Origin of the sequence: Micromonospora sp. NPDC048999 (genome assembly GCF_040649295.1) — a bacterium.
In the GTDB taxonomy this organism is placed as follows: Bacteria; Actinomycetota; Actinomycetes; order Mycobacteriales; family Micromonosporaceae; genus Micromonospora.
The window spans coordinates 127,827-150,064 of sequence record NZ_JBEZFI010000009.1 but is presented as its reverse complement, the minus strand read 5'-3'; the positions used below and the strand labels follow the sequence as shown (position 1 = coordinate 150,064).

The 22,238-nt window shown below is 68.2% G+C and carries 19 protein-coding genes and 2 pseudogenes; 11 read left to right on the top strand and 10 right to left on the bottom strand.

Annotated elements, in window-relative coordinates:
• Positions 1-67 precede the first annotated feature (67 nt).
• Both AB0C02_RS14000 and AB0C02_RS13995 read left to right on the top strand, forming a co-directional pair.
• Positions 68-832: a class I SAM-dependent methyltransferase gene (locus AB0C02_RS14000; RefSeq protein ID WP_357547908.1), complete on the top strand. Its 765-nt coding sequence runs from the start codon at positions 68-70 to the stop codon at positions 830-832.
• Positions 829-1,482, top strand: coding sequence for a pyridoxal 5'-phosphate synthase (locus AB0C02_RS13995; protein WP_357547907.1), 654 nt, complete (start codon positions 829-831; stop codon positions 1,480-1,482). Before AB0C02_RS14000 ends, AB0C02_RS13995 begins: the two co-directional genes overlap by 4 nt.
• 20 nt (positions 1,483-1,502) lie before the next feature.
• On the opposite strand, the gene AB0C02_RS13990 is transcribed toward AB0C02_RS13995, so the two are convergent.
• A complete protein-coding gene (locus AB0C02_RS13990; protein ID WP_357547906.1) occupies positions 1,503-2,387 on the bottom strand; it encodes a MerR family transcriptional regulator in 885 nt (294 codons plus the stop codon).
• Between the two features lie 607 nt (positions 2,388-2,994).
• On the opposite strand from AB0C02_RS13990, the gene AB0C02_RS13985 reads away from it, so the two are divergent.
• Positions 2,995-3,984, top strand: a complete 990-nt coding sequence (locus tag AB0C02_RS13985; protein ID WP_357547904.1) for an EamA family transporter — start codon at positions 2,995-2,997, stop codon at positions 3,982-3,984.
• A gap of 39 nt (positions 3,985-4,023) precedes the next feature.
• On the opposite strand, the pseudogene AB0C02_RS13980 reads toward AB0C02_RS13985, so the two are convergent.
• Both AB0C02_RS13980 and AB0C02_RS13975 read right to left on the bottom strand, forming a co-directional pair.
• Positions 4,024-4,263 (bottom strand): annotated as a pseudogene (locus tag AB0C02_RS13980) (IS5/IS1182 family transposase); the annotation flags it as partial.
• A gap of 232 nt (positions 4,264-4,495) precedes the next feature.
• Positions 4,496-4,777: a hypothetical protein gene (locus AB0C02_RS13975; protein ID WP_357547963.1), complete on the bottom strand. Its 282-nt coding sequence runs from the start codon at positions 4,775-4,777 to the stop codon at positions 4,496-4,498.
• Positions 4,778-4,878: 101 nt separating this feature from the next.
• On the opposite strand from AB0C02_RS13975, the gene AB0C02_RS13970 reads away from it, so the two are divergent.
• From AB0C02_RS13970 to AB0C02_RS13960, 3 genes are all read left to right on the top strand, one after another.
• The gene (locus tag AB0C02_RS13970) at positions 4,879-5,616 is read left to right on the top strand and encodes a metallophosphoesterase (protein ID WP_357547902.1); all 738 of its coding nucleotides are present in this window, start codon (positions 4,879-4,881) and stop codon (positions 5,614-5,616) included.
• Positions 5,617-6,094: 478 nt separating this feature from the next.
• On the top strand, positions 6,095-7,231 hold the full coding sequence (locus AB0C02_RS13965; protein WP_357547901.1) for an RNA-guided endonuclease TnpB family protein: 1,137 nt from the start codon (positions 6,095-6,097) through the stop codon (positions 7,229-7,231).
• 62 nt (positions 7,232-7,293) lie between these two features.
• A complete protein-coding gene (locus AB0C02_RS13960; RefSeq protein WP_357547898.1) occupies positions 7,294-7,803 on the top strand; it encodes a hypothetical protein in 510 nt (169 codons plus the stop codon).
• 318 nt (positions 7,804-8,121) lie between these two features.
• Here the strand turns inward: AB0C02_RS13960 and AB0C02_RS13955 are convergent, their stop codons facing one another.
• From AB0C02_RS13955 to AB0C02_RS13945, 3 genes are all read right to left on the bottom strand, one after another.
• Positions 8,122-8,469: a hypothetical protein gene (locus tag AB0C02_RS13955; protein ID WP_357547896.1), complete on the bottom strand. Its 348-nt coding sequence runs from the start codon at positions 8,467-8,469 to the stop codon at positions 8,122-8,124.
• Positions 8,466-8,744, bottom strand: coding sequence for a hypothetical protein (locus tag AB0C02_RS13950; protein ID WP_357547894.1), 279 nt, complete (start codon positions 8,742-8,744; stop codon positions 8,466-8,468). The genes AB0C02_RS13955 and AB0C02_RS13950 overlap by 4 nt, the downstream gene beginning before the upstream one ends.
• An 86-nt stretch (positions 8,745-8,830) precedes the next feature.
• Positions 8,831-10,039 carry a low temperature requirement protein A gene (locus AB0C02_RS13945; RefSeq protein WP_357547893.1) on the bottom strand — a complete coding sequence of 403 codons (1,209 nt, stop codon included), beginning with the start codon at positions 10,037-10,039 and terminating at the stop codon, positions 8,831-8,833.
• A 225-nt stretch (positions 10,040-10,264) separates the two neighbouring features.
• Here AB0C02_RS13945 and AB0C02_RS13940 point away from each other — a divergent pair, with 225 nt between their 5' ends.
• Positions 10,265-10,747 (top strand): hypothetical protein, encoded by a 483-nt coding sequence (locus tag AB0C02_RS13940; RefSeq protein WP_357547892.1) that lies wholly within the window; start codon positions 10,265-10,267, stop codon positions 10,745-10,747.
• Between the two features lie 230 nt (positions 10,748-10,977).
• On the top strand, positions 10,978-12,585 hold the full coding sequence (locus tag AB0C02_RS13935) for a cellulose binding domain-containing protein (RefSeq protein ID WP_357547891.1): 1,608 nt from the start codon (positions 10,978-10,980) through the stop codon (positions 12,583-12,585).
• 124 nt (positions 12,586-12,709) lie between these two features.
• Here the strand turns inward: AB0C02_RS13935 and AB0C02_RS13930 are convergent.
• A pseudogene (locus AB0C02_RS13930) lies at positions 12,710-12,815 on the bottom strand (IS5/IS1182 family transposase); the annotation flags it as partial.
• Positions 12,816-12,910: 95 nt separating this feature from the next.
• On the opposite strand from AB0C02_RS13930, the gene AB0C02_RS13925 reads away from it, so the two are divergent.
• The 3 genes from AB0C02_RS13925 to AB0C02_RS13915 all read left to right on the top strand — a co-directional run bounded on the left by AB0C02_RS13925 (position 12,911) and on the right by AB0C02_RS13915 (position 17,858).
• Positions 12,911-14,155, top strand: coding sequence for a serine/threonine-protein kinase (locus AB0C02_RS13925; RefSeq protein ID WP_357547890.1), 1,245 nt, complete (start codon positions 12,911-12,913; stop codon positions 14,153-14,155).
• An 84-nt stretch (positions 14,156-14,239) separates the two neighbouring features.
• The gene (locus tag AB0C02_RS13920) at positions 14,240-16,030 is read left to right on the top strand and encodes a substrate-binding and VWA domain-containing protein (RefSeq protein ID WP_357547889.1); all 1,791 of its coding nucleotides are present in this window, start codon (positions 14,240-14,242) and stop codon (positions 16,028-16,030) included.
• Positions 16,031-16,094: 64 nt separating this feature from the next.
• The gene (locus tag AB0C02_RS13915) at positions 16,095-17,858 is read left to right on the top strand and encodes an extracellular solute-binding protein (RefSeq protein ID WP_357547888.1); all 1,764 of its coding nucleotides are present in this window, start codon (positions 16,095-16,097) and stop codon (positions 17,856-17,858) included.
• Between the two features lie 221 nt (positions 17,859-18,079).
• On the opposite strand, the gene AB0C02_RS13910 is transcribed toward AB0C02_RS13915, so the two are convergent.
• From AB0C02_RS13910 to AB0C02_RS13900, 3 genes are read right to left on the bottom strand one after another with little or no spacing between them, the layout of a single operon-like run.
• On the bottom strand, positions 18,080-19,717 hold the full coding sequence (locus AB0C02_RS13910) for a fucose isomerase (protein ID WP_357547886.1): 1,638 nt from the start codon (positions 19,715-19,717) through the stop codon (positions 18,080-18,082).
• Positions 19,714-21,225 carry an FGGY family carbohydrate kinase gene (locus tag AB0C02_RS13905; protein ID WP_357547885.1) on the bottom strand — a complete coding sequence of 504 codons (1,512 nt, stop codon included), beginning with the start codon at positions 21,223-21,225 and terminating at the stop codon, positions 19,714-19,716. Before AB0C02_RS13905 ends, AB0C02_RS13910 begins: the two co-directional genes overlap by 4 nt.
• Positions 21,222-22,226, bottom strand: coding sequence for a LacI family DNA-binding transcriptional regulator (locus tag AB0C02_RS13900; RefSeq protein WP_357547882.1), 1,005 nt, complete (start codon positions 22,224-22,226; stop codon positions 21,222-21,224). Before AB0C02_RS13900 ends, AB0C02_RS13905 begins: the two co-directional genes overlap by 4 nt.
• Positions 22,227-22,238: the final 12 nt, after the last annotated feature.

The following is a 22,238-nucleotide window of genomic DNA, read 5'->3' as shown; positions in this document are numbered from 1 at the left end:
GGTGGCGAGCGGATCGCCGGCTTGTCGGCTTGACCTGTACCCCGGGGTGCAAGTTTAGGGTCACGGCATGATTACGAGACATGGCGGGGACGTCGACTACGAGACCACCGGTGAGGGGTACGCGGTCCAGCGGCGGCCCGACAGCCGGATCGCCGCGATCATCCACACAGCGCTGGGCGATGCCGGCACGGTCCTCAACGTCGGTGCCGGCGCCGGCTCCTACGAACCCTCCGACCGGCATGTCGTCGCGGTCGAACCGTCCGCGAGCATGCGCGCCCAGCGACCAGCGGGCGCCGCGCCCGCAGTGAACGCGACCGCGGAGAACCTGCCGTTCGACGACGACAGCTTCGACGCGGTGATGGCCACCGTCACGGTCCACCAGTGGTCGGACACCGCCCGTGGGCTGGCCGAGCTGCGCCGGGTCTCCCGTGGTCCAGTGGTTGTGCTGACCTTCGACGGCGACGCCCTGGACCGGCTCTGGCTGGCCGAGTACGCGCCGCAGCTGATCGCTGCAGAACGCCGCCGTTACCCGGCGATCGCCGTCATCGCCGCTGCCGTCGGACGCACCGCCGAGGTCATCGACGTGCCGATTCCGATCGACTGCGTGGACGGGTTCACCGAGGCCTACTACGCCCGCCCGGAACAGTTCCTCGACCCGCGGGTCCGGGCCGCGCAGTCCGCCTGGGGTTTCGTCGACCCGGCGGCCACCGCTGCTGCCATCGACCGTTTGCGCGCCGATCTGAACTCCGGCGCCTGGGACGCCCGATACGGGCATCTTCGCAGTCAGGGCATGTTCATCGGCTCCCTGCGACTGATCGTGGGCCACCCGTGACCGACATCAGGACGTACCTGCGCGACCTGCCGGTCTTCGCGGGCGAGCTACCGCTGTTCGACCCGACAGCCGCACCCGAATGCCCTGAGACGCTGTTCGTGCAGTGGCTCACCGCAGCCGTCGACTCCGGTGTCCGGGAGGCGCACGCCATGACGCTGTCGACGGTCGGCGTGGACGGCGACCCGTCGGCGCGGGTGCTCATCTGCAAGAACGTCGACGAGCGCGGCTGGCAGTTCGCCGTGCACGCGGCCAGCCCGAAGGGTCGCGAGCTGCTCGCCAATCCGGCCGCAGCCCTGACCTTCTACTGGGCCGCCCTCGCCCGCCAGGTCCGCGTCCGGGGCCCGGTCGCGGCCGAACCCGCCGACCGCAGCGCCGCCGACTTCCTGGCACGCCCGCCCGCGTCCCGCGCGGAAGCCTTGCTCGGCCGGCAGAGCGAGCCCCTCGCCGACCCCCGCGACCTAGAGTTGGCCATGCGGCAGGCGCTGCACCGTATCGAGGGCGAGCCAGGCCTGATCGTGCCCGAGTGGACGCTCTACACCCTGCGCGCGACCGAGGTGGAGTTCTGGCAGGGCGACCAGCGGCGTCGGCACACCCGGCTGCGTTATACCCGCATAGCCAACGGCTGGTGCCGCGAGATCCTGTGGCCCTGACCACGGGCCTGCGATACGGATCATGAGGCTTTCGTACGGCGTTTGGTCAGCCAGCGCATCACTTCGAGCGCGTGGATGGCCGGGTCGGCGATCGGGTGGAAGACGTGCTCCACCAGGTCGTCGGTGACCACGAGGGTAAGTCGTTCGTAGAGGGCCAGGTCGCCAACGGTCAGGAGGGGCAGGCCGGTGGCGGTGGCCAGCGTCAGCTTCGGGTCTGGGATCAGCGGGTAGGGCAGCCGGAGCCGGTGGGCGAGTTCGCGTTGGTAACCGGTCGACTGGGCGGACAGGCCGTACACGCGTGCGGCTCCGGCGGCGAGAATCTCGGCGTGGTGGTCGCGCAGCCATTGGTCCTGGCTGCGTGCACCGTGAACTTCGAGCAGGCTGCGGGGCAGGTCGACGCCGGGGCGGCCGGTGAGCGGGTAGACGAAGATGATGCTGCGACCGGGGCCGAGATCGTGTAGATCGATTGGCTGGCCGTTCGTGGCGTAGAAGTGCAGGGGCGGCAGCGGTCGACCGGTCAGCTCGGCGGGTTTGGTGCTGCTGGCGGGTGCGCTGGTTACGATCCGGTGGGCGGCGGCGTCGATGCGCGCGTTGAGGGCGTCGCGTTGGGCCGTCAGCTCGCCGATGCGGGCCTGCAGGCCGGTGACCGTACTGCGGAAGGTAGCCACCGCCGCGGCGCACACATCGTCGTCGTTGGCGATCGACTCGACGAATGGCCGGGTTTCCTCGACGGTGAGACCGAGCGCCATCAGCTCGCGGATCTGGGCGACCTGCCGCTCGGCGATCGGTTTGTAGTCGCGGTAGCCGTTGCCCAGCCGCCGCGGCACGACCAATCCCACCGCCTCGTAATACCGCAACGCCCGCACGGTCGTCCCGGTCCGGCGCGCAAGTTCACCCACCCGCATTCGCAGACCATAAACCCGCACCCCGGGGTACGGGTCAACCAGCTGACGCCGAAACACACGGCGTTCCTGGACAGGAACCGCAACGTCAGGGCCTGCGCGGAGGCAGGGGATTGGGGGATCGACATTCGATCCGCGGCCTGTGACGCCGGTCGGCACGACTCTGCCGCCGAAACGATCGATTGGCTGGTCGACGACTGACGTATCGGCACCGCATCCGCACGCCGCGAAGCGCTCGTCGCACAGAGTAACCGGCCTGCGGCGTCGAGGTCATCCTGAAGCCAAGCCCCGGTGCAAGAAGCCGGACAACGCCCGCCGGTATTCAAGCCGTCCCTGAGGGCGATCGCCGAGCTCAGGGACATGCTGGCACCGGGGGAGGGCCGCAGCTGCCGTCTCGCCCCGTTCCGGTGGGCGCCTTCCGGGCGGATATCATCGCGGGGTGAGCACCTACTGGCACGTCGTTCTGCCGCCGCTCTGCGCCTGATCGGGCGCAGACGCTGATGGCTTGAGTTCCCCGCGCCCTGGTTGACCCGCAGGGTCGGCAGGGGTTGTGTCGTGCGCCCGTTTCGAATCGAGTCCCAGACGCATTCGACGACGGAAGATCACGACTGTGCCAGACCGCACTTTCTCCCTGACTCCCGCGCTCCCGGCCGCGACCGGCCCGCGCGCTTCACACTCCGGTTTCCCCAGCGGTTCCGCGCCCATCCTCATCTCGGCGCTGCTGTGGGGCACGACCGGGACCGCCAGCTCCCTGGCACCTGCCGGTGCGCCTGCGGCGGCCATCGGCTGCGCAGGTCTCACCCTTGGCGGCATCCTGCTGTTCCTCACCTCCCGCGCTGCCCGCTCACTGCCGGCCGCCTGTACACGTCCCGAGCGGTGGCTGCTCGTCCTGGGCGCGTTGGTGGTGGCCGGGTATCCGGTCACCTTCTACCCGGCCGTTGCCCGCACCGGCGTGGCGGTGGCCACCGTGATCGCGCTGGGCAGCGCGCCGGTCTTCGCCGGACTGCTGGCCTGGATGACCGGGCAGGCCCGGCCGACCGCCCGCTGGGCGGGCGCCACCACGCTCGCGGTAGTGGGGTGCGTCCTGTTGGTGCTGGGCCCCGCACTCGGCGCAGGTGCCGCGCCGGTGGATATGGCAGGCGTCGGGCTCGCTGCGGGCGCCGGTTTGTCGTACGCCGCCTACTCGCTGATCGGCGGTCGGCTCATCACCCGTGGGCATCCGTCCGACGCGGTGATGGGCGTGCTGTTCGGTGCGGCCGGGGTGCTCGTCCTGCCGATCGTGGTGTTCGTCGATGTGCGATGGCTCGCCAGCATCCGCGGTGCGGCGGTGGCGGTGTACCTGGCAGTGTTCACCGTCTACCTGGCCTATCGGTTTTTCGGATACGGGCTGCGCCGCACTCCCGCGTCGGTGGCCACGTCTCTGACCCTGGCCGAGCCGGCCGTTGCGGCGGTCCTGGGGGTCGCCGTCCTCGGCGAACGCCTTCCGGCGGCATCCTGGTGCGGGCTGGGGTTGCTCGCTGTGGGTCTGGTCCTGCTGACCGCTCCCCTGGGCGCTGGACGCCGGGGAGCGGAAGATGTCAACCAGTTCGCAGGCGGGTAGTTCACGGGTTTGTTGACTGAGAGCGACCGGCAACAGGCGTTACTTGAGTCTGCGGGTGGTGGGTCGGGTGTCCCAGCGGTAGGGCGTGCGAGTATGGCGGATGAGTTGACGGACGGTGATGATCGCCGCAGCCAGGTGCAGGTAGAAATCGATGATGTTGGCGTCGCGGTCGGTGCGGCGGCGGATCTTTCCGTTCATCCACGAGTTCGTCCTCTCTACCGCCCAACGCTTGCCGACCTGAACCGGGGTGGGGGCACCCTTGTGGGCGATCTCGGCGTCGAAGCCCAGATCATCGAGCAGGTCACGGCTCGGGTGGTTGTCGTAGGCGCGGTTCAGATGCGCGGTGGCCTGCTCGGGTCAGTAGTGCCGCAGCTGGGCGCTGCACGCTTGGAAGGTGTCATGTAGCAGCGGCGACTTGTGCCGGTTCGCGCTCGTGCGGGTGATCCCGAGCGGGATCCCGGCACCGTCCACACCGGTGCTCGACCTCCGTTGGGTCCAGTTCGGTCTCGTCCTACAACAGGGGCTTGAGGCCGATCCGGTCGCGGGCCAGGACGAGCCGCTGCTCGCGCAGATCGGTGATCGCGATGCCGAACATTCCGCGCACCCGGTCCAGGAATGACAGGCTGTCGCGCCGGTAGAACTGCAGCAGCACCGCGCAGCCGGAATGGCTGCGGTCCGCGTCCTCGCCGACCTCGGCGCGCAATTCGCGGAAGTTGTAGATAGCGCCGTTGGCGGCCAGCACGACCTGATTGTCGGTGGTCACGAATGGCTGCCTGCCCCCCGCATGACCGATGGGTGACAGTCAGCCATTCGTCTCATAATTGGGAAGACCCGACGCGTTCCTGCCTGCTCTTCCGCCTTGTCGACACGCTGGGCTCCGGTTAGGATCGCCGGGTGCTGATAGCTCATCTGAGTGACCCTCATGTCGGCCTACGGCCGGACGCGGCGGATCGTTTCCGGCAGGTGGTAAGTCATTTGGTCGCCGTTCGCCCGGCGCCCGACGTGGTCATTCTCACCGGTGACGTCGCCGATCACGGGATGCCCGAGGAATATGAGCTGGCCCGGAAAATTCTCGCGCCAATGGCCATTCCCGTGGTCGTCGGGACCGGGAATCACGATGTGCGCGAACATTTCGCGGCGGCGTTCGCGCCTGGCCACGAAGGGCCTGTCGACACGGCCATCGACGTCGGCGGATACCGGTTCCTCATGCTCGACTCTCTGGTCCCGGCGCCGCCTGGCGGTCGCGTCGACTACGGGACGCTGTCCCCGCAGACCCTCGACTGGCTCGACCGCCACCTCGACGACGGTCGGCCCAGCTTCGTGTGCCTGCACCACCCGCCGGTCGACATCCACGTGCGGCCGGCCGACAACGTCAAGCTCACCAACGCAGCCGAGCTTGAGGCCGTGCTCCGCAGGCACGGCAACGTGGTCGCGGTGCTCGTCGGCCACGCGCACACCATGTGCGCGACCACCTTCGCCGGGCTGCCGCTGCTGATCGGCGGCGGGATCACCTCGACGGTGTGCCTCGACGAAGAGGACATGCCGTCGCCGAACACGGCGGTCGCGCCCACCCTGGCCTGGCATCTTGTGGGCGAGGACAACCGTGTGGTGACGCACTGGCGCTCCCTGTGAGCCGCGGCGGCGGCGCCGACGCAGCCGTGCTGCGCCGGTGAGGGCACCGCGCAGAATGAACTGAATATGACACCGGGACCGTAAGAAGGTGCCGGTCGGCGGGTCGTGCCGCTCCGGCGACGGCGGATCCTGCTGGTCAACTGTCCTTTGCCAAGGACATTGGTCCGAACGGGAGTGCCCTGAGCTCAGCGGATCAGATCCACTGACAAAGACGAGTGACGCGCGGGACGGCGGGGTTCGGCGCACGGCGCTCTGTGTCATTGAAGTTGGACTAATCCGGGTTTCGGCGTGAGACGCGCCCGGGCTCGGCGCTGGCATACGCTGGCTCGGTGCCTCATGCGTCTGATGGCGGTCTCGGGTCGGCCCGAGCGGTTTATCAGAACTGCGGCGTGGAAACCCGGCCGTTTAGGGCCGGGAGGAAACGCCGCTCCCTCCCCTCGCTGATCGTCTTACATGGACGGTTGCTAGATTGTGAGGCGTGGGTGAGGTGGTGAAGCGGGCGTACAAGTACCGCTTCTACCCGTCCCCTGAACAGGCTGAGCTGCTGAACCGCACCTTCGGTTGCGTGCGCAAGGTGTACAACCGGGCGTTGGAGGCCCGTACCCGGGCGTGGGTGGTTGATCGTCAGCGCAGCACGTATGTGCAGTCCTCGGGGTGGCTGACCGAGTGGAAGCGCACGGATGAGTTGGCGTTTCTGAACGAGGTGTCGTCGGTTCCGTTGCAGCAGACGCTGCGGCACTTGCAGGCTGCGTACGTGGCGTTCTGGGACAAGCGGTCCCGGTATCCGAGGTTCAAGTCCAAGCGCAAGTCGCGGGCGTCGGCCGAATTCACCCGCTCCGCGTTCCGCTGGCGTGACGGGCAGCTCACCCTGGCCAAGATGAACACCCCGCTGGACATCGTGTGGTCGAGGCCCCTGCCCGAAGGGGCGGAACCCTCCACGGTCACCGTGTCCCGGGACCCTGCCGGCCGCTGGTTCGTCTCCATCCTGGTGGAAGACCCGACCGTGAAGCCGCTCCCGCCGGTCACGGCGGAGGTCGGGGTAGACGCCGGCATCACCAGCCTGCTCACCCTGACCCACCCGATCCCCGGGATGAGCGACGAGCAGGGCAAGGTGGCCAACCCGCGCTTTGGGCAGGCCGACCGGCGGAAGCTGGCCAAAGCCCAGCGGGACCTGGCCCGCAAACAGAAGGACTCCGCGAACCGGGCGAAGGCCCGGCTCAGGGTGGCGCGGATTCAGGCCCGGATCGCCGACCGGCGGCGGGACCATCTGCACAAGCTGACCACTCGACTCGTCCGTGAGATCCAAACGGTCGTGATCGAAGACCTCAGCGTGCGTAACATGCTGCGCAACCGTCGCCTGGCCCGCGTCATCTCCGACGCGAGCTGGGGCCAGTTCCGCAGCATGCTGGAGTACAAGGCCGGCTGGTACGGGCGTGAGGTGATCCCCGTCGACCGGTGGTACCCGTCGTCCAAGACCTGCTCGACGTGCGGACGCATCAACACCACGCTCGCCCTCAACGACCGCACCTGGACCTGCCCCGGCTGCCAGACCGAACACGACCGGGACATCAACGCCGCTAGAAACATCCTCGCCGCCGGGCTGGCGGAGAGGTAAAACGCCTGCGGAGCTGGTGTAAGACCTCAAGGGAAGAAGTCCTCCCGGAAAGGCAGTCGGCGATGAAACAGGAAACCCCACGGGCGACCGTGAGAATCCCGGCCCTTTCAGGGCCGGGAGGATGTCAATTTGATGTTGTTGACCGCTCGCGCCGCATGTTTGATCAGGTCACGGTCCTGGTTGCCGTCAACGACGACAAGCGGCCGTCCCAGCCGACTGTTGCGCGGGCGAGGGAGATCCGGGGCTTGCTTCCGGTGGGCTGGGAGAACGTCGCGGTGGCCGCCTGGCGTGGGTTGACCGTGGATTACTGCCGGCGGTACGGGTGCGGTGTGATCATCCGCGGGGTCAGGAACGCGACCGATTGCTGGCGCGAGTACGAACTCGCTGCGATGAACGAGGTGCTGGGCGTGACGACGTTGTTCGTGCCTGCTCGGCCGGAGTTGGTGACGATGTCTTCCACCGCCGTGCGAGCTCAGCGCGCCCGAGGTGCTGTCATCGACGGCGGCCTTGGATGGTGTGTTGGCTGTCGGCGGCGTGGTCGAGTTCGACACGGTCGAGGACGGTCCTGGTGATCGCTTCGGTGCCGGTGAGGATCGCGTCGACGGCAGCTCCGCAGGTCAGGTGCGAGAGGCATGCCGATCATGCCGGCGGTGCGGTCGTGCAGGTGCCGGTCCAACTCAACGACGAGCACAACCAACGTCAATCGATCCTGATCTTGCCCTGTCAGCGGGGCTTCCTGCGAGCCGCTGGCCTCAACTCACACTGGCGGACAGGGTCGCGCTGCGCTCGCGAGGGCTCTCGTGCGGCCGTCTGGGTCCATGCGGACCGACGTAAGTCGTGCTGGTTGGTTCGTGCGTCTTGCCTTCTCCTGCCGGCGGTGGTCTTCCTGGTTACGCGGCGCGGCGTACGGGGCGTAGCAGGGTCAGGGCGCGCAGGGCGTCTGCGCGGGAGATGGGCTGGTCGTCGTCGGACTGCATGGTCAGCGCGATCTCGATGGCCTGGCGGATCCAGGCGGTTTTGGTGATGCCGGCGTCCTTGGCGGCCGTGGTGACGGCGTCATCGAGGTCGGTTGGCATGCGCAGCGACCGCACGACCATGACCTCGGCGCCTTCTGGTGGGAGGGAGGCGAGCAGTTCGGCCTCTTGCTCAGATGTCGCCGGCGCCGGGTCGAAGGTGAGGTGGTTCATCAGCGCGGCCGCCTCCTCAGGGGTGCGCGGCAGGTGCTGGTTGTCGCTCATCGCGTCTGCTCCCATTGGCTGAAGTCGGCACGTTCGGTGTCGGTCATGTCTCGTGCGCCGATGATTTTCCACGTGAAGCCGTCGATGTGGTGCACGGCCACGATCAGGGGCCGGCCGTCGCGGGTGCGCGCCCAGACGGTCAGTACCCGCAATCCGGCGGCGTCAGCGCCGGGACGCGGCCACCGCTGCCTGGCCTCCAGGACCTGGCGGACCTCGTACGGCTGAATGCCGGCCAGGGCCTGCAATGCCCACTCTTCCCACTCATACGGCACCACATTAGCGTAATACACGCGTATTCTAGCAGCTAGAGGCGTCACTATGAAGAGATCCACGACCGCTACCCGGGTGGTCCGGCACGTTGTCAGGGCGGGGTCGGTTGTTCGTCGGGGTGGCGGTGCGAGCGTCTGATGTCGGCGGCGGCGACAAGAAGCAGAACGATGGCGGCGGCGCCGGAGACTGCCAGTGGTGGGACGAGGGTCAGCGGGGCGATCAGGGCCACGAGGGCGGCGATGCCGGCAGGGCGGGGCAGGGAGACGCGCGCGAAGACGACGTACTCCAGCACGGAGCGGCCGACGAGGAAGATGGCAGGCCCGGCGAGGATGACGGATGACCAGGTGAGGGGGGTGTGCAAGCCGGGGTGCTTCTCGACCAGGTCGTGTCCCACGCTGGTGGTGATGACCCCGAAGATCATGACCAGGTGAGCAACGCCGGCGAGGCGCCCGGCGCGGGCCGGGTGTCTGGCGGCCAAGACCGCGTCGTCGACCAGTTGACCGGCGACGTGAAAGTACAGGCGCCACAGCAGCACGGTGGTCAGGAACGCGAGGACCAGTGAGGTGATCCGGTACGGGCTGGCCGGCACCTGGGTGAAGGCGACGCCCACGGACAGCAGCGGCTCACCGAAAGAGATCATCAGCAGTTGTTGGTAGCGCTCGGCGAGATATCGGGCAGTCGTCGCCCATAGGTTCGCCAGGCCAGCGCCGAGCCCGGGCACGGGCCAGCCGCGGGCATTCGCGACGTACTCGACGACTACCGCCAAGGCCCACAGCACCGAGCGGACGGTCCCGTGGCACAACGCGCCGATCAGCCACGGGAACGAGACGACCGCGTACCAGCAGAAGGCCCGTAGAAACGCGGTACGCACCCCGGGCGCCGTGGCGAGGAGACTGATCACCAGGGTTCGGCCGGCCTGCATGATGATGTAGGTGCCCGCGAATGCGATGGCACGCCCGTCGAAGGCCCCCGACACGCTGACGCCGAAGACCAGCACACCGAACACACTGGCGATGACGCAGCCCTGCACCGCGGGTCGGCGCGGATCGAGCTGGGCGGTGATGTACGTGGTCAATGTCCATACCCGCATCAGTGGCAGGAACAGCAGCAGGCTCTGCCCCAGCACCACCCAGCCCGACGGGCCGTGCGCCTCGGCCAACACATCGAACGCCTGTCCGACCAGCCGGCTGAGGATGAACACCATTGCCAGGTCGAAGAACAGTTCAACGAAGGTTGCCTGCTCCGCCGTGCCCTTGCGGAGCAGCGAGTCCTGGTCCCAGCGCGGAATGTTCCTCGTCACCTCCCGGATAAACCCAGGTGTCGACAACGAAAACATTGAAGACGGACAGTCCGGTTGGCGCGCGACCAGTTCATGCAGCCGAACGCGCTGTGTGCTCGGCAGTCGGGGCCAGTAGGGGCAGCGGCGCAGGGGAGAGTCCGGAGCATGGCACCGCGACTACGCGGAGTGAGCGTGGCCGCGTCCGTGCTACGCCGTATCTGCCAGGACCGTAGGGTGCGAGGGGTGATGAGTGTCGCCCGGGAAGCGGAAGCGCGCGTCGGTCCGATCGGCGCGCTACTTAGCCGGCTGACGTTCCTGGCCATCTGCCTGCCCGGGCCGGTTCTGCTCGCCGTTGCGATGACGACAGACCCGCTGCGGTCGCCCACGGACTTCTGGGGCCTGCTCGCCGGTGGCGTACTGACGACGATCGTCGGTGGCGGTTTCGGCGTCTTCGGCTGGCGGCTGGTCGCCCGCTCGCGCCGCGACGCGCGTCGGCTATCGGCCGCTGGTGTCGCCGCGACGGCGGAGATTCTCCGGGTGGCGAATCACCTGGGCGGGGAAGATCCTGGGCTGGAACTCCACCTGCGTATCAGCGGACCCGGGTTCGCCACGTTCGAGGCAGACACGATCCGCGCCGACGACCCGGCCCTCGTGCCCGGCGCGGTGCTGGCCGCCGTCGTGGACCCCGTTGATCGTGTCTTCACGATCACTGGGCCCATTTCGACCTGAGTTGGAGCTGGTCTCGGCGCGGCGCACGACGGGGATGGCCTGCACGATCGTGGTTGCGCGGCGGGGACAGCAGCGTAGATTGGTCAGACTTTCCGGCCGTTGAGCGTCGCGACGGCGGATCCTGCCCGGGCCCGGTCTGAGACATCGACTTGACGCGATGGGAGCGCTCCCGTAGCGTCCGGCCTTAACCAGTTCACTCCCCGTTTCTCCACGGACATTGGCAGGCAGCTATGAAGGCCTATCTAGCTTCGAATCAGCGCCTGCGCGCTACCATGCTCACCCTTGCCGTGGTGGTGGCGGTGGTGCTGTCCAGTCTGGTAATGATCAATCGCGCCGGCGCGGCGGTGTCCTTCGCCCAGCGCTGCGGCATCCGCTTCTGCTTCAACGGACAGAACTTCTACTTCGCCGGCGCCAACACCTATGACGTTTTCACGTATGGCGGCAGCTGGGGCGATACCGAGACGACCTACATGGACAAGGGCCGGATCGACGCCCACTTCGCCCACCTGCAGGCCGACAAGGTGACCGTGCTGCGGTTGTGGATGTTCAGCCATGAGAGCTGGCACGGTTTCGAACCGAGCAAGGGCGTCTACAACGACCAGCAGTTCGCCCTGTTCGACTACGTGATCCAGTCCGCCAAGGCGCACAACGTCATGCTCATCCCGGTCTTCGAGAACTACTGGGAGGCGTATGGCGGGATCGACACGCGGCTGTCCTGGGAGGGCCTGTCGGGTGGACATCCCGGCCGCGCCAAGTTCTTCAACAAACAGCTGTGCCCTGGCTGCTTCACCCAGTACAAGAACTACGTGAACTACGCCCTCAACCGCACAAACCACTACAGCGGCGTGAAATACAAGGACGAGCCGACCATTTTCGCCTGGGAGTTGATGAACGAGCCGCGTTATCAAGACGTCAGCCCTGCGGAGAATGTCAGCGGGGCTACCCTGCGCGCGTGGGTCGACGAGATGGGCGCGTACGTCAAGAACATCGACCGCAATCACATGCTTGGCACCGGTTTGGAAGGTCACGAATCGAAGTACGGCTTCGGCGGCAATGAGGGCAACCCGTTCGTCTACATTCATCAGTCTCCGTATATCGACTTCACCTCGGCGCACCCGTATCCCGACGAGGGCTGGGCGGGCCTGGACATCCCCAAGACCAAGGCGCTGATTCGAGCCTGGATCAACGACTCGCACAACGTGGTGGGCAAGCCGTTCTACATGGGCGAGTGGAACGTCCACCAAGACTGGACCAACTGGTGGACGCAAATATACGGCGACTTCGAGGCGGCCGGCGGCGACGGCAGCGGGTTCTGGTGGTACAAGGACGGCAGCGGCGGCGGCGGATTCGACACCGCCTTCGGCGCGCCGCAACTCGCGGTCTTCCGTCAGCACTCGGCCAACATGGCTGCCAAATCCACCGGTACGCCGCCCTCGCAGTCTCCGCAGCCGTCGCAGTCACCGTCGCTGTCACCGTCCGCGTCGCCCAGCGTGAGCCCGAGCCCGAGCAATCCGGCGGGGACGTCCTGCCGGGCGACTTACCGCGTGGACAACTCGTGGTCCGGTGGCTTCAACGCGACCGTGACACTGACGAACACCGGCACCACGACGTTCACCAACTGGACGTTGACCTTCACCGCCCCTAACGGCGTGTCGCTGGCCAACGGCTGGAACGGTACCTGGGCCTTCAGCGCGCCGACCTTCACCGTGAAAGCGCCGGACTGGGCGCAAAACCTCGCGCCGGGCGCGACGTGGAGCCCGGCATACACCGGCAATGGATCGGCGAGTCCGGCACCAACCGGCTTCCGATTGAACGGCGTCGCCTGCTCGACAACGTGAGCGCCGGGAGTGCCGGCCGACAGGGCCAGGGACCCTGTCGGCCAGGACGAGGCCGCAGGGCTTCGTAAGCCCCCGCAGGGCGCCGCTGCCACCCTCCTGTCTCGTCAGCGCGGTTGGTTGCCGTGCTGGTCAACCCGAGCGGGATCCCGTTGCCGTCCACGCCGGTGGAGCGTTTCGCGCCGCCCTTGCCACGGTCGACCGGTCACCGGTCGACGGCCGGCTGCTTGGCCGGCCGGAGACCCTCGTCCGGGCCGTGGGGGCATGGCACCATGATCGGTGTCCTCCGCCGCCCGGTGGGCCGGGACACGACGCTGATGGAGTCGGGATGACAGGACTGGCCGGCGCGCCGGTGCCGGGGCTGACACCACTGTTTACGCACGATCCGATTACCGCCGGCCCCTACCGACTGGTCGGCCGGCTGGGCGCGGGCGGCCAGGGAGTGGTGTACCTCGGCGAGGACGGCCAGGGTGACAGGGTCGCGGTCAAGATGATTAACATCGACCTGAGTGACCCCCGAGCGCGGTCGCAGTTCATGAAGGAGATCGCGGCGGCGAGGCGCGTTGCCCCCTTCTGCACCGCGCAGGTGCTCTTCGCCGAGGTGGACGGTGAACAGCCTTACGTGGTCAGCGAGTTTATCGAGGGCCCGACCTTGCACCGGCACGTCCGCGAGCACGGCCCGGTCGCCGGCAACGCGTTGCACCGGCTCGCCGTCGGCACCGCCACGGCGCTCGCGGCGATCCATCGCTCCGATGTCGTTCACTGCGACCTGAAGCCGGACAATGTGGTGCTCGGCCACGACGGCCCGCGGGTGATCGACTTCGGCATCGCCCGTGCGTTGGGCGTCACGGAGACGGTGACCAGCCGGGTGATGGGGACCACTGCGTACATGGCGCCGGAGCGGTTCCGCAACGATTCGGTCGGCCCACCCTGCGACGTCTTCGCCTGGGCCGCCACCGTCGCCTTCGCCGCCGGTGGTCGGCCACCGTTCGGTAACGACTCGCTCTATGCCGTGATGCACCGGGTGCTGAACGAGCCGCCCGATCTGCCCCCGCTGCCTCCGGGGCTCGGCGAGTTGATCCGGCAGTGCCTGGCCAAGGAGCCGGCGGATCGGCCGGAGGCCGAGCACGTGCTGATGCGACTGCTCGGGCAGGACGCCAGGGTCACCGGCCCGCTTCACCGGGAGACCGTGCTCGTGGTGGGTAACGAGACCGCCGGCACGCCGACGCCGAACCAGCCGCTGCCGCTGCCCCGTCCCGCGCCGACGTTGCCGCAGAACTGGCCGGCACCTACCCAGGTCCAACCGGTGGCGCAGGGTCGCTCTCCGGTGCCGGCAACCGGTGACTCCGCTGGCGTCGATGGTGGTTGGGGGCGGCGCCTGCGCCGCGAGTCCGTCGACGCCTGGGGCATTTCGATCGCGATCTTCCTCGGCTTTGTCGGCGCTGCTGCCGGCTACGTCGCGTCGACCGAGGTGGGCGCGGCCGTGGCGGCCGGCGCGGCCACTTTCGTTGTGGTCTACGTGGTTCGGCTGCTGGTCGCGGCAGCACTCGCCGGCGGGCCGGACCGTCCGTGACCACGGTGCGCGGGTCCGTGCAGAGTCGATGGGCTGAATCGGTAGGTTCACTGCCATCCGTTGACCGCCAAGGAGGATGCCCCCATGGCCCCAGCCCCAACGCGTACGCGACAGTGGTTGCCATACACCGCCGCCGTCATCGCCGGGCTGCTGGTCATCGCCGGGGCGTTCGCGTTGGTGCGGCAGCGGGACGCGGGCACCGGCCGGCCCCGCGCCGACTGCACCATCAGCCTGGAGGTCAATTCCTCGACGGAGAAGGCGGCGCTGCTGGTCGAGTTGGCCGAGCGGTACAACGGCAGCGACAGGTCGCTCGACGGTGGCGGCTGCGCCCGGGTGCACGTCAGCGCGCTGACTTCGGGCAAGGCCACCGAGGAGCTGGCCGCCGGCTGGAGCGGTACCGGCCTGCCGAAGCCACAGGTCTGGTTGCCGACGTCGAGCCTGTGGACCGGTCAGCTTCGGCGGCTGGACCAGGCCGCGGGGCGGGTGCCGCAGACTCCGGACCGCTATCCGTCGATCGCCAACAGCCCGTTGGTGATCGCGATGCCGCAGCCCAAGGGTGACCTGGTGCGCCAGCGCGGGCCGCTGGGGTGGGGGGAGATCCTGGGCCTCTCCGGGCGGGCGGGCTGGGCGGACTTCGGCAAGCCGGAGTGGGGCCGCTTCACCTTCGGCAAGGACAATCCGAACCTGTCTACCTCCGGGCTGGCGGCGACCATCGCCACCTACTACGCGGCTGTTAACCGGTCCAGCGACCTGACGCGGTCCGACCTGGCCAACCCGGCGGTGACTCAGTTCGTCCGGCGGATCGAGGCCAACGTGTCGCATTACAGCGACGATGTGGTGGACCTGCTCCGAGACCTCGCCGAAGCCGACCTGGCCGGTAGGGGCAGCAGCCGGGACGACATGAGCGCCATCGTCATGCAGGAGGAACTGGTTCACCTCTACAACGAGGGCAGGTTGAGCCCGCGGCAGGACGGCCAGGAGCAGGGCCGGCGGCCGAACGTGCCGCTGGTCGCCGTCCATCCGAAGGAGGGTACGTTCAACCTGGATCACCCGTTCGTGGTGCTTCCGTCCGCCGATGAGCGGCAGCGTGCGGCGGCGGTCGACTTCCTGGCATTCCTGACCGAAGATGTGCAGCAGGAGAGCTTTGCCCGCCTCGGGTTCCGGAACCACGAGCGCCGGGCCTCCGCGCAGATGCTTGCCAGCGTCGGCGCCGAGCCCACCGGCGGGCTGACCTACTTCGAGCCGCCGGACCCGCAGGTGGTCGAGGCGATGCTCCGCGGGTGGGGCACGCTTCGCAAGAAGGCCAACATCCTGATCGCGCTGGACACCTCGGGTTCGATGGAAGCGGCGGTTGGCAACCGTACCCGTCTGCAGGTTGCCGCCGCGGCGGCGGGCAAGGGGCTCGCGCTGCTCAACGCGGAGGACCGGGTCGGGCTCTGGTCGTTCTCCTCGGAGACCCCGCAGCGGCCCAACGGCCCGTACCGCGAGGAGGTCCGGCTCGGCGACTTCGACCAGAAGCGGATCAACAGTCGGATCGCCGCCTTGCACGCCGGAGGAGGTACCGCGCTCTATGCGACGGTCCGGGCCGCCCATCATTACGTGCTCGACCGGTACGACCCGCAACGGATCAACGCGGTGGTCGTGCTGACCGACGGCAAGAACGAGTACAGCCGAGACACCGACCTGGCCCGGTTGCTCGCCGACGTCGAGCTGGACCCCCAGCGCCCGGTCAAGGTGTTCTGCATCGCCTTCGACCGGGAATCGGACTTCGCCACCCTGGACCGGATTGCCAAGGCGTCTTCAGGCAAGGCGTTCGACGCCACCGATCCCGCGAGGATCGACGAGGCGTTTGTGAAGCTGGTCAGCAGCTTCTGACTGCCGACGGGCCTGCTGCACTATGGCTGATGCCAGCGCCGTCAGCCGACACCCTGGAGGACAGATGGTTTCAGGTCGATCGACTGCCCGGCCGTGGTTGCCGTACGCCGCAGCCATCGTGGCCGGAGTCGCGGTCGTCGCGGCGGCCTACCTGATTGTCCGGCCGGCGACGGAGGTCGGGTGCACGCCGCTGGAGGTCAGCTCGTCGGTTGAGAAGGACGTACTGCTTGGTGAGTTGGCCGAGCGATACAACAAGAGTGATCGGCGCTTTGGTGGTCGCTGCGCCGCCGTGACCGTGCACGGCCTCACCTCGGGGGCGGCGACGGACGCGCTGGCCGGCGATTGGGCCGTCAAGCAGCCCAGTCTCCCACGACCGCAGGTGTGGATGCCGACGTCGACGCTGTGGACCGGGCAGTTGAGGTTGCTGGACGAGGCCGCCGGGCGCCCAGCGCAGACCTCCGGCCCGTACCCGTCGGTCGCGAACAGCCCGCTGGTCATCGCCATGCCGCAGCCGAAGGGAGAGCTGCTTCAACAGCAGGGCCCGCTCGGCTGGGGCGAGATCCTGGGCTTGTCCGGGCGGACGGGGTGGGCCACCTTCGGTCGCCCCGAGTGGGGGCGGTTCGCGTTCGGCAAGGTCAACCCGAACCTGTCCACCTCCGGGCTGGCCGCCATCATCGCGACGTACTACGCGGCCATCAACCGGGCCAGCGACCTCACCGAGAGCGACCTGGCGAATCCGAGGGTGACCCAGTTCGTCCGCCGCATCGAGGCCAACGTGTCGCACTACAGCGACGACGTGGTGGACCTGCTGAAAAACCTCGCCGAGGCGGATCTGTCCGGCGCCGGCACGCAGGCCCCGACCGACCTGAGCGCGATCGTGACGCAGGAGGAATTGGTCTACCAGTACAACGAGGGAGAGCTGAGCCCGTCCCGGGGCGAGAAGCCCAAGGTCCCGCTGGTCGCGGTGTATCCGAAGGAGGGAACGTTCAACCTCGACCACCCGTACGTGGTCCTTCCCTCGGCCAGTCAGGAGCAGCGGGACGCCGCTGCCGACTTCCTGGCGTTCCTCCAGGAGCCGCCACAACAGCGGAGCTTCAGCCGGCTCGGGTTCCGCGACCACGAGCGCAACGCGTCCGCCCCGCTGGTCGCCGCCGTCGGCGGGCGCGGGGCAGCCCCGGATCTCACCTACTTCGATCCGCCAGAGCCGACCGTGGTCAAGGCGATCCTCAACGGCTGGGACATGCTGCGCAAGAAGGCGAACATCCTCGTCGCCGTTGACACGTCCGGTTCCATGAACGCCAAGATCGGCGACCGGAGCAGGTTCCAGGTGGCGACCACGGCCGCCGCCAAAGGCTTCGGGCTGTTGAACTCCGAGGACCAGGTCGCGCTCTGGTCGTTCTCCTCCGAGACGCCACTGCGGCCGGATTCGCCCTACAGCGAAGAGGTCCGACTGTCGGCGTTCGACCAGAAGGCCCTCACCAAAAAGATCAACAATCTCCACGTCGAAGGCGCCACCGCCTTGTACGCAACCATACGGGCGGCGCACCGTCACATGCTCGACCACTATGACCAGTCCCGGATCAACGCGGTGGTCGTCCTAACGGACGGCAAGAACGAATACAACAAGGACAACAAGCTCACCCGGCTACTTCAGGATGTCGCGCTGGATCCGGAACGGCCGGTCAAGATTTTCTGCATCGCGTTCGACGAGCAGTCCGATTTCGCGACCCTGGACCGGATCGCCAAAGCGTCCGCGGGCAAGGCGTTCGACGCCCGCGACCCGGCGAAGATCGACGACGCGTTCGTCAAGTTGGTCAGTAGCTTCTAGTGTCGCGCCAGGTGCCGGACGCAGCGATGACCGAGCCGATCCACGCCGAGCTGGCCCGCCGCGGGGTGCTGCCCGTTGAGCACTATTCGGGCTTCGGCTACCCCTCGGCGGACCTGCTGGCGTCCGGCCGGGCCGACTACGGCATCAGGTTGGTCACCCCGATGCTGGCCGATACCTCACCGCTGACGATCCGCCCGGCTCCCGCTACCCGAGGATCCGGGTCAGAGCGCGTCGACGCGACCGACGAGGTTGACCTTGACGCCAATGCGGTCGAACATCGCGGCCTTGGCGACGAGCGCCTTGTCGGCGGTCTCGGCGTCGGGGGCGTAGACGAGCTGGGCGTGATTCGCCTTGTGGCGAGCCATGAACTGGTCGCGGCTGATGTCGTGCAGCACGACGTGCGCGATCGGCCATTCGGGGTTCGTGGCATCCTTGCGCCGCTGCGTCTCCTCGGCGGGCAGCTCGATCACGCTGCCCCGAAAGATGTCGGCCTGCAGGATCCCGTCGGCGATGAAGACCCGCGAGAGCACGACCTCGCCAGGCTTCGATACGCCGTTGATGGTCGAACCGCCAGCGGGAAAGAACACCGGGCCCTGGCGCCAGCCCTCGGCCTTGTCCCACCCGCCCAGGTGTGAGCCGGGCACCGAACCGGAGATCTCGTATACCCACACGAACTGGCCGTCGTGGTCCTCGCCCCAACGCACGTCGTGCAGCGTGTTGTCGGGGACGAGGCCCATCGCCGTCCACACCCGGTCGGTGACGAGCGCGTCCACCGCGACGCCCTCGTCCGCTTCGTTGAAGTGCGGGAACGCGCGGCCCGCGAACAGCTCACGCGAACCGTCGCGCGAGAACACCGGCGGGCGCTCCGTCGAGTTCAGGATGCCCTCGGCGAGGTCGGAGGCCGGCACGAGGTCCTTGAGGCCCTGCTGGTACTGGATCCCGGCGGCATCGAGCCCGAAGTCGTCGGCGATACGCAGCGCCGCGATGTACATCTTCAGCTGCCACCGCACCTGCGCCTCGGTGAGCTCAGTGGCCTCGTCGGTGCCGAACCGGAAGGTCATGCCGTTGCCGGTCAGCCAGTCGCGGGCGGCGTCGGCCTCGGCGTCCGCCACCGTCAGCATCTCGGCGTACAGCGCCGACTGCGACAGGCGCTCCTTGTAGATGCCAAGCTTGTTGAGCAGCTCGTCGTCGAAGATCGCGTTGTACATGCCCATGCAGCCCTCGTCGAACACGCCGATGATGGCCTTCTCGGCGAGCAGCTGGTCGCCGAGGGCGCAGCCGAGTTCGACCTCTGGCGTGTCGGGCAGGGCGGGTAGCGGCCGCACGTGCGAGTCGTCGTGGGTGATGCGCCCGGATTCGGTCCACTCCTTGAGCCCGCGCTTGAACCAGTCATCCGTGAAGTCGACCGACCAGATCGTGGCGTAATCCTTGCCCATCTTGGTCATGCCGGCGTTGAGCCCGAGGAGACCGACCAGGCCCGGCCATTCCCCCGCGAAGTTCGCGACCGTGAGGATTGGGCCTTCGTGGGTGCGGAGCCCCGCGAGCACGTGGTGCGAGTACTGCCACACGGCCTCGGCGACGATGAGCGGGGCATCCGTCGGGATGTTCTTGAAGACCTCCAGCCCCATGCGCTGGCTTGAGATGAACCCGTGCCCCGTCTCGGGGTCGACCTCGTTCGCGCGGATGACGCTCCACCCGAGCTCCGCGAGAGCCGCCGTCACGTCGGCCTCCATTTGGGCCTGCGTCGGCCAGCCGGCCCGGTTGGCCGACTCGCGGAGGTCGCCGCTCGCGATGAGATAGGCGGTCTTCGGCGCGATGGCGGGCCGCTTGGTCTTCACGGGCATCGTGTAGGTGCTCATGCAGGGGTGGTTCCTTCCGTGCGTTGCAGGGCGGCGAGGCCGTGTGCGACGTCCTTGCTGCCCCGGTAGAGGTCGAGGTACAGGTCGAACAGGCGGTCGTAGAGTGCGGCGCGGTCCGGGTTCGGCTCGACGACCGTCTCGACGGGGTTCCAGTCTTCGATCCGGGGAGGAGCACCGTCCGGCGCGACCGCCCCCGCGGCGAGGAATGCGGCACCATAGCTGGCGCCGATCGTGGTGCGGGGCACCTCTTGGACGAGGCCCGTCACATCCGACACCACCTGCAGCCACAGCGGTCCCTGGGTTCCGCCGCCCACTGCGACGATGCGACGGATGTCGGCGCCGGCGGCCCGCATCGTCTCCACGTTGTGACGCACGCCCAGCGCGGTCGCCTCGAGCGCGGCCCGGTACAGGTCGCCCCGGCCGTGGGTGACGGTCAGTCCCGCGATGACGCCTCGCGCCTCCGGGTCAAGGATCGGCGTGCGTTCACCGGCGAAGTACGGGAGCATCAACAGGCCGCGGGCGCCCGGACCGGATTCCTCGGCCTCGGCGAGGAGCGTGGGGTAGTCGGCATCCGACAGCTGCTTCAGCCAGGCCGTCAGCGCACCCGATGTCGCAAGGCCGCCGGCGAGGTTGCGCGTACCCGGGAATGCGCCGACGGTCGTCCACATCGAGGGCGTACGCAAGGTCGTGGTGCCGGTGGCGACGAGGAACATCGTCGTGCCATACATCAACATGAGGTCGCCCGGCCCGTGCGCCCCTGCGCTCACCGCCTCGGTCCAGGCGTCGATCGTGCCGGCGATCACGGGCGTGCCCTCGGGGATGCCCGTGGCGCTGGCCGCGTCGGCGGTCACCGTCCCGGCGATCTCGTTGGCCCATCTCAACGGCGGGGCCTCGATTCCCGGCGCGTACCGCTGCCACCACGGTTCGTGCCAACGCTCGGACTCGACGTCGTACAGCGGAGAGACCTGGCTGGCCGACTGGTGGTCGAGCAGGTACGACCCGGTGAGCTGAAAGGCAAGCCAGCTCGCGGGCATGAACAGCCGCCGAGCGCGGCGGTATGCCTCGGGCTCCTCGTCGGCGATCCACGCGATCTTCGGCCCGCCGGCCTGGGTGCTCAGCGCGGATCCTCCGATGCGGGTGATCTCGTCGGCACCGAGCTCGCGGGTGAGCCGTTCGATCTGAGCCGTCGCGCGGGTGTCGACGCCGTAGAGGATGGCCGGCCGCACCGGCTCGCCCTTCTCGTCGACGAGCAGCACACACGGACCCATGCCGCTCACGCCCACGCCCACCACGGAGACGTCGTGCACAGACGCCTCAGCGACGAGACGGCGGCTGAGCTCGACGAACTCCGCCCACCAGACATGCGCGTCCATCTCGACCCATCCGCTGCGTGGGCGCTGGACGTGGTGCGCGATGGTGGCCGAGGCGATGATCCGCCCGCGCTCGTCGACGAGGACGCCCTTGCTGCTCGATGTGCCGATGTCGACGCCGAGGGTGCAGCGCGTCACGACACCATCTCCGTCGCGTTGCGCCCGAGCCGCGCGCGCTGCAGTTCGCCGCGCAGCACCACCGTGTGGGCCGGGTCGGTGTTCCCCTCGATGCGTTCCAGGAGCATGCGCGCCGCTGTGACGCCCATGTGCCGCGCCGGCAGCCGAACGACGGTGACGACATCGGGAGTGAGCGTGGTGAACGGTAGCGAACCGACGACGGCGACGCCGATGTCGGGAGGTGTCAGGCGGCGTTCGGTGAGAACCTGCAGCGCTCCGACACCGAGGAGGTTGTTCGCCGCGACGACTGCGTCAGGCCGCGGCTGCGGGCTGTCGAGCAGCTGAGCGATAGCCTCTCGCCCACCTGCGACTCGGAAGCTGGAGTGATGCAGCAGCCCGGTGAGATCGACATCGGCGCGAGCGGTCATCGCGTCACGCCACCCCTTCGCGCGCTCGACGGCGGTCTCGACGTTGTCGGGACCGGTCAGGCAGGCGATGCGGCGGTAGCCGGCATCGAGAAGCGCATCCGTCGCGATGCGGCCCGCTGTCCGGTTGTCCATCACCACACTGTCCACGTCGTAGCCCGAGCGGCGGTCGACCGCAACGACCGGGCGACCATCGGCGATAACGTCATCGAGGTCGGTGTGGTCCGACGCCGCCGCGATGATGACCCCGGCCATGCTTCCGGCTATCGCGATGCGCAGGTAGGAGTTCTCCTTCTCCTTGCGGGCGTCGGAGTTGCAGAGCACGACCGAATAGCCGACCTCCTGCGCGACGTCCTCCACCCCGCGTGCCATCTCGGTGAAGTAGGGGTTCTCGATGTCCGGGATGATCAGCGCGATCACCTCCGTGCTCTGCTTGCGCAGGGTGCGTGCGGCCCGGTTGGGCATGAACCGGAGCTGGCGAGCCGCCTCGCGAACTGCCTGTGCCTTCTCCTCCGAGACGGCGGCTCCGTTGAAGACACGTGAGACGGTTGCCGGCGAGACGCCGGCAAGCTTCGCGACCTCATAGATGGTGGCCATTAGTGCCCTTCT

Excerpts from the sequence above, each read along its gene's own strand:
- AB0C02_RS13935 (WP_357547891.1), top strand. The coding sequence starts at position 10,978 with ATGAAGGCCTATCTAGCTTCGAATCAGCGCCTGCGCGCTACCATGCTC.
- AB0C02_RS13960 (WP_357547898.1), top strand. The coding sequence starts at position 7,294 with ATGAAACAGGAAACCCCACGGGCGACCGTGAGAATCCCGGCCCTTTCA.
- AB0C02_RS14000 (WP_357547908.1), top strand. The coding sequence starts at position 68 with ATGATTACGAGACATGGCGGGGACGTCGACTACGAGACCACCGGTGAG.
- AB0C02_RS13990 (WP_357547906.1), bottom strand. The coding sequence starts at position 2,387 with ATGCGGGTGGGTGAACTTGCGCGCCGGACCGGGACGACCGTGCGGGCG.
- AB0C02_RS13940 (WP_357547892.1), top strand. The coding sequence starts at position 10,265 with ATGAGTGTCGCCCGGGAAGCGGAAGCGCGCGTCGGTCCGATCGGCGCG.
- AB0C02_RS13925 (WP_357547890.1), top strand. The coding sequence starts at position 12,911 with ATGACAGGACTGGCCGGCGCGCCGGTGCCGGGGCTGACACCACTGTTT.
- AB0C02_RS13915 (WP_357547888.1), top strand. The coding sequence starts at position 16,095 with ATGGTTTCAGGTCGATCGACTGCCCGGCCGTGGTTGCCGTACGCCGCA.
- AB0C02_RS13910 (WP_357547886.1), bottom strand. The coding sequence starts at position 19,717 with ATGAGCACCTACACGATGCCCGTGAAGACCAAGCGGCCCGCCATCGCG.
- AB0C02_RS13920 (WP_357547889.1), top strand. The coding sequence starts at position 14,240 with ATGGCCCCAGCCCCAACGCGTACGCGACAGTGGTTGCCATACACCGCC.
- AB0C02_RS13955 (WP_357547896.1), bottom strand. The coding sequence starts at position 8,469 with ATGAGCGACAACCAGCACCTGCCGCGCACCCCTGAGGAGGCGGCCGCG.
- AB0C02_RS13900 (WP_357547882.1), bottom strand. The coding sequence starts at position 22,226 with ATGGCCACCATCTATGAGGTCGCGAAGCTTGCCGGCGTCTCGCCGGCA.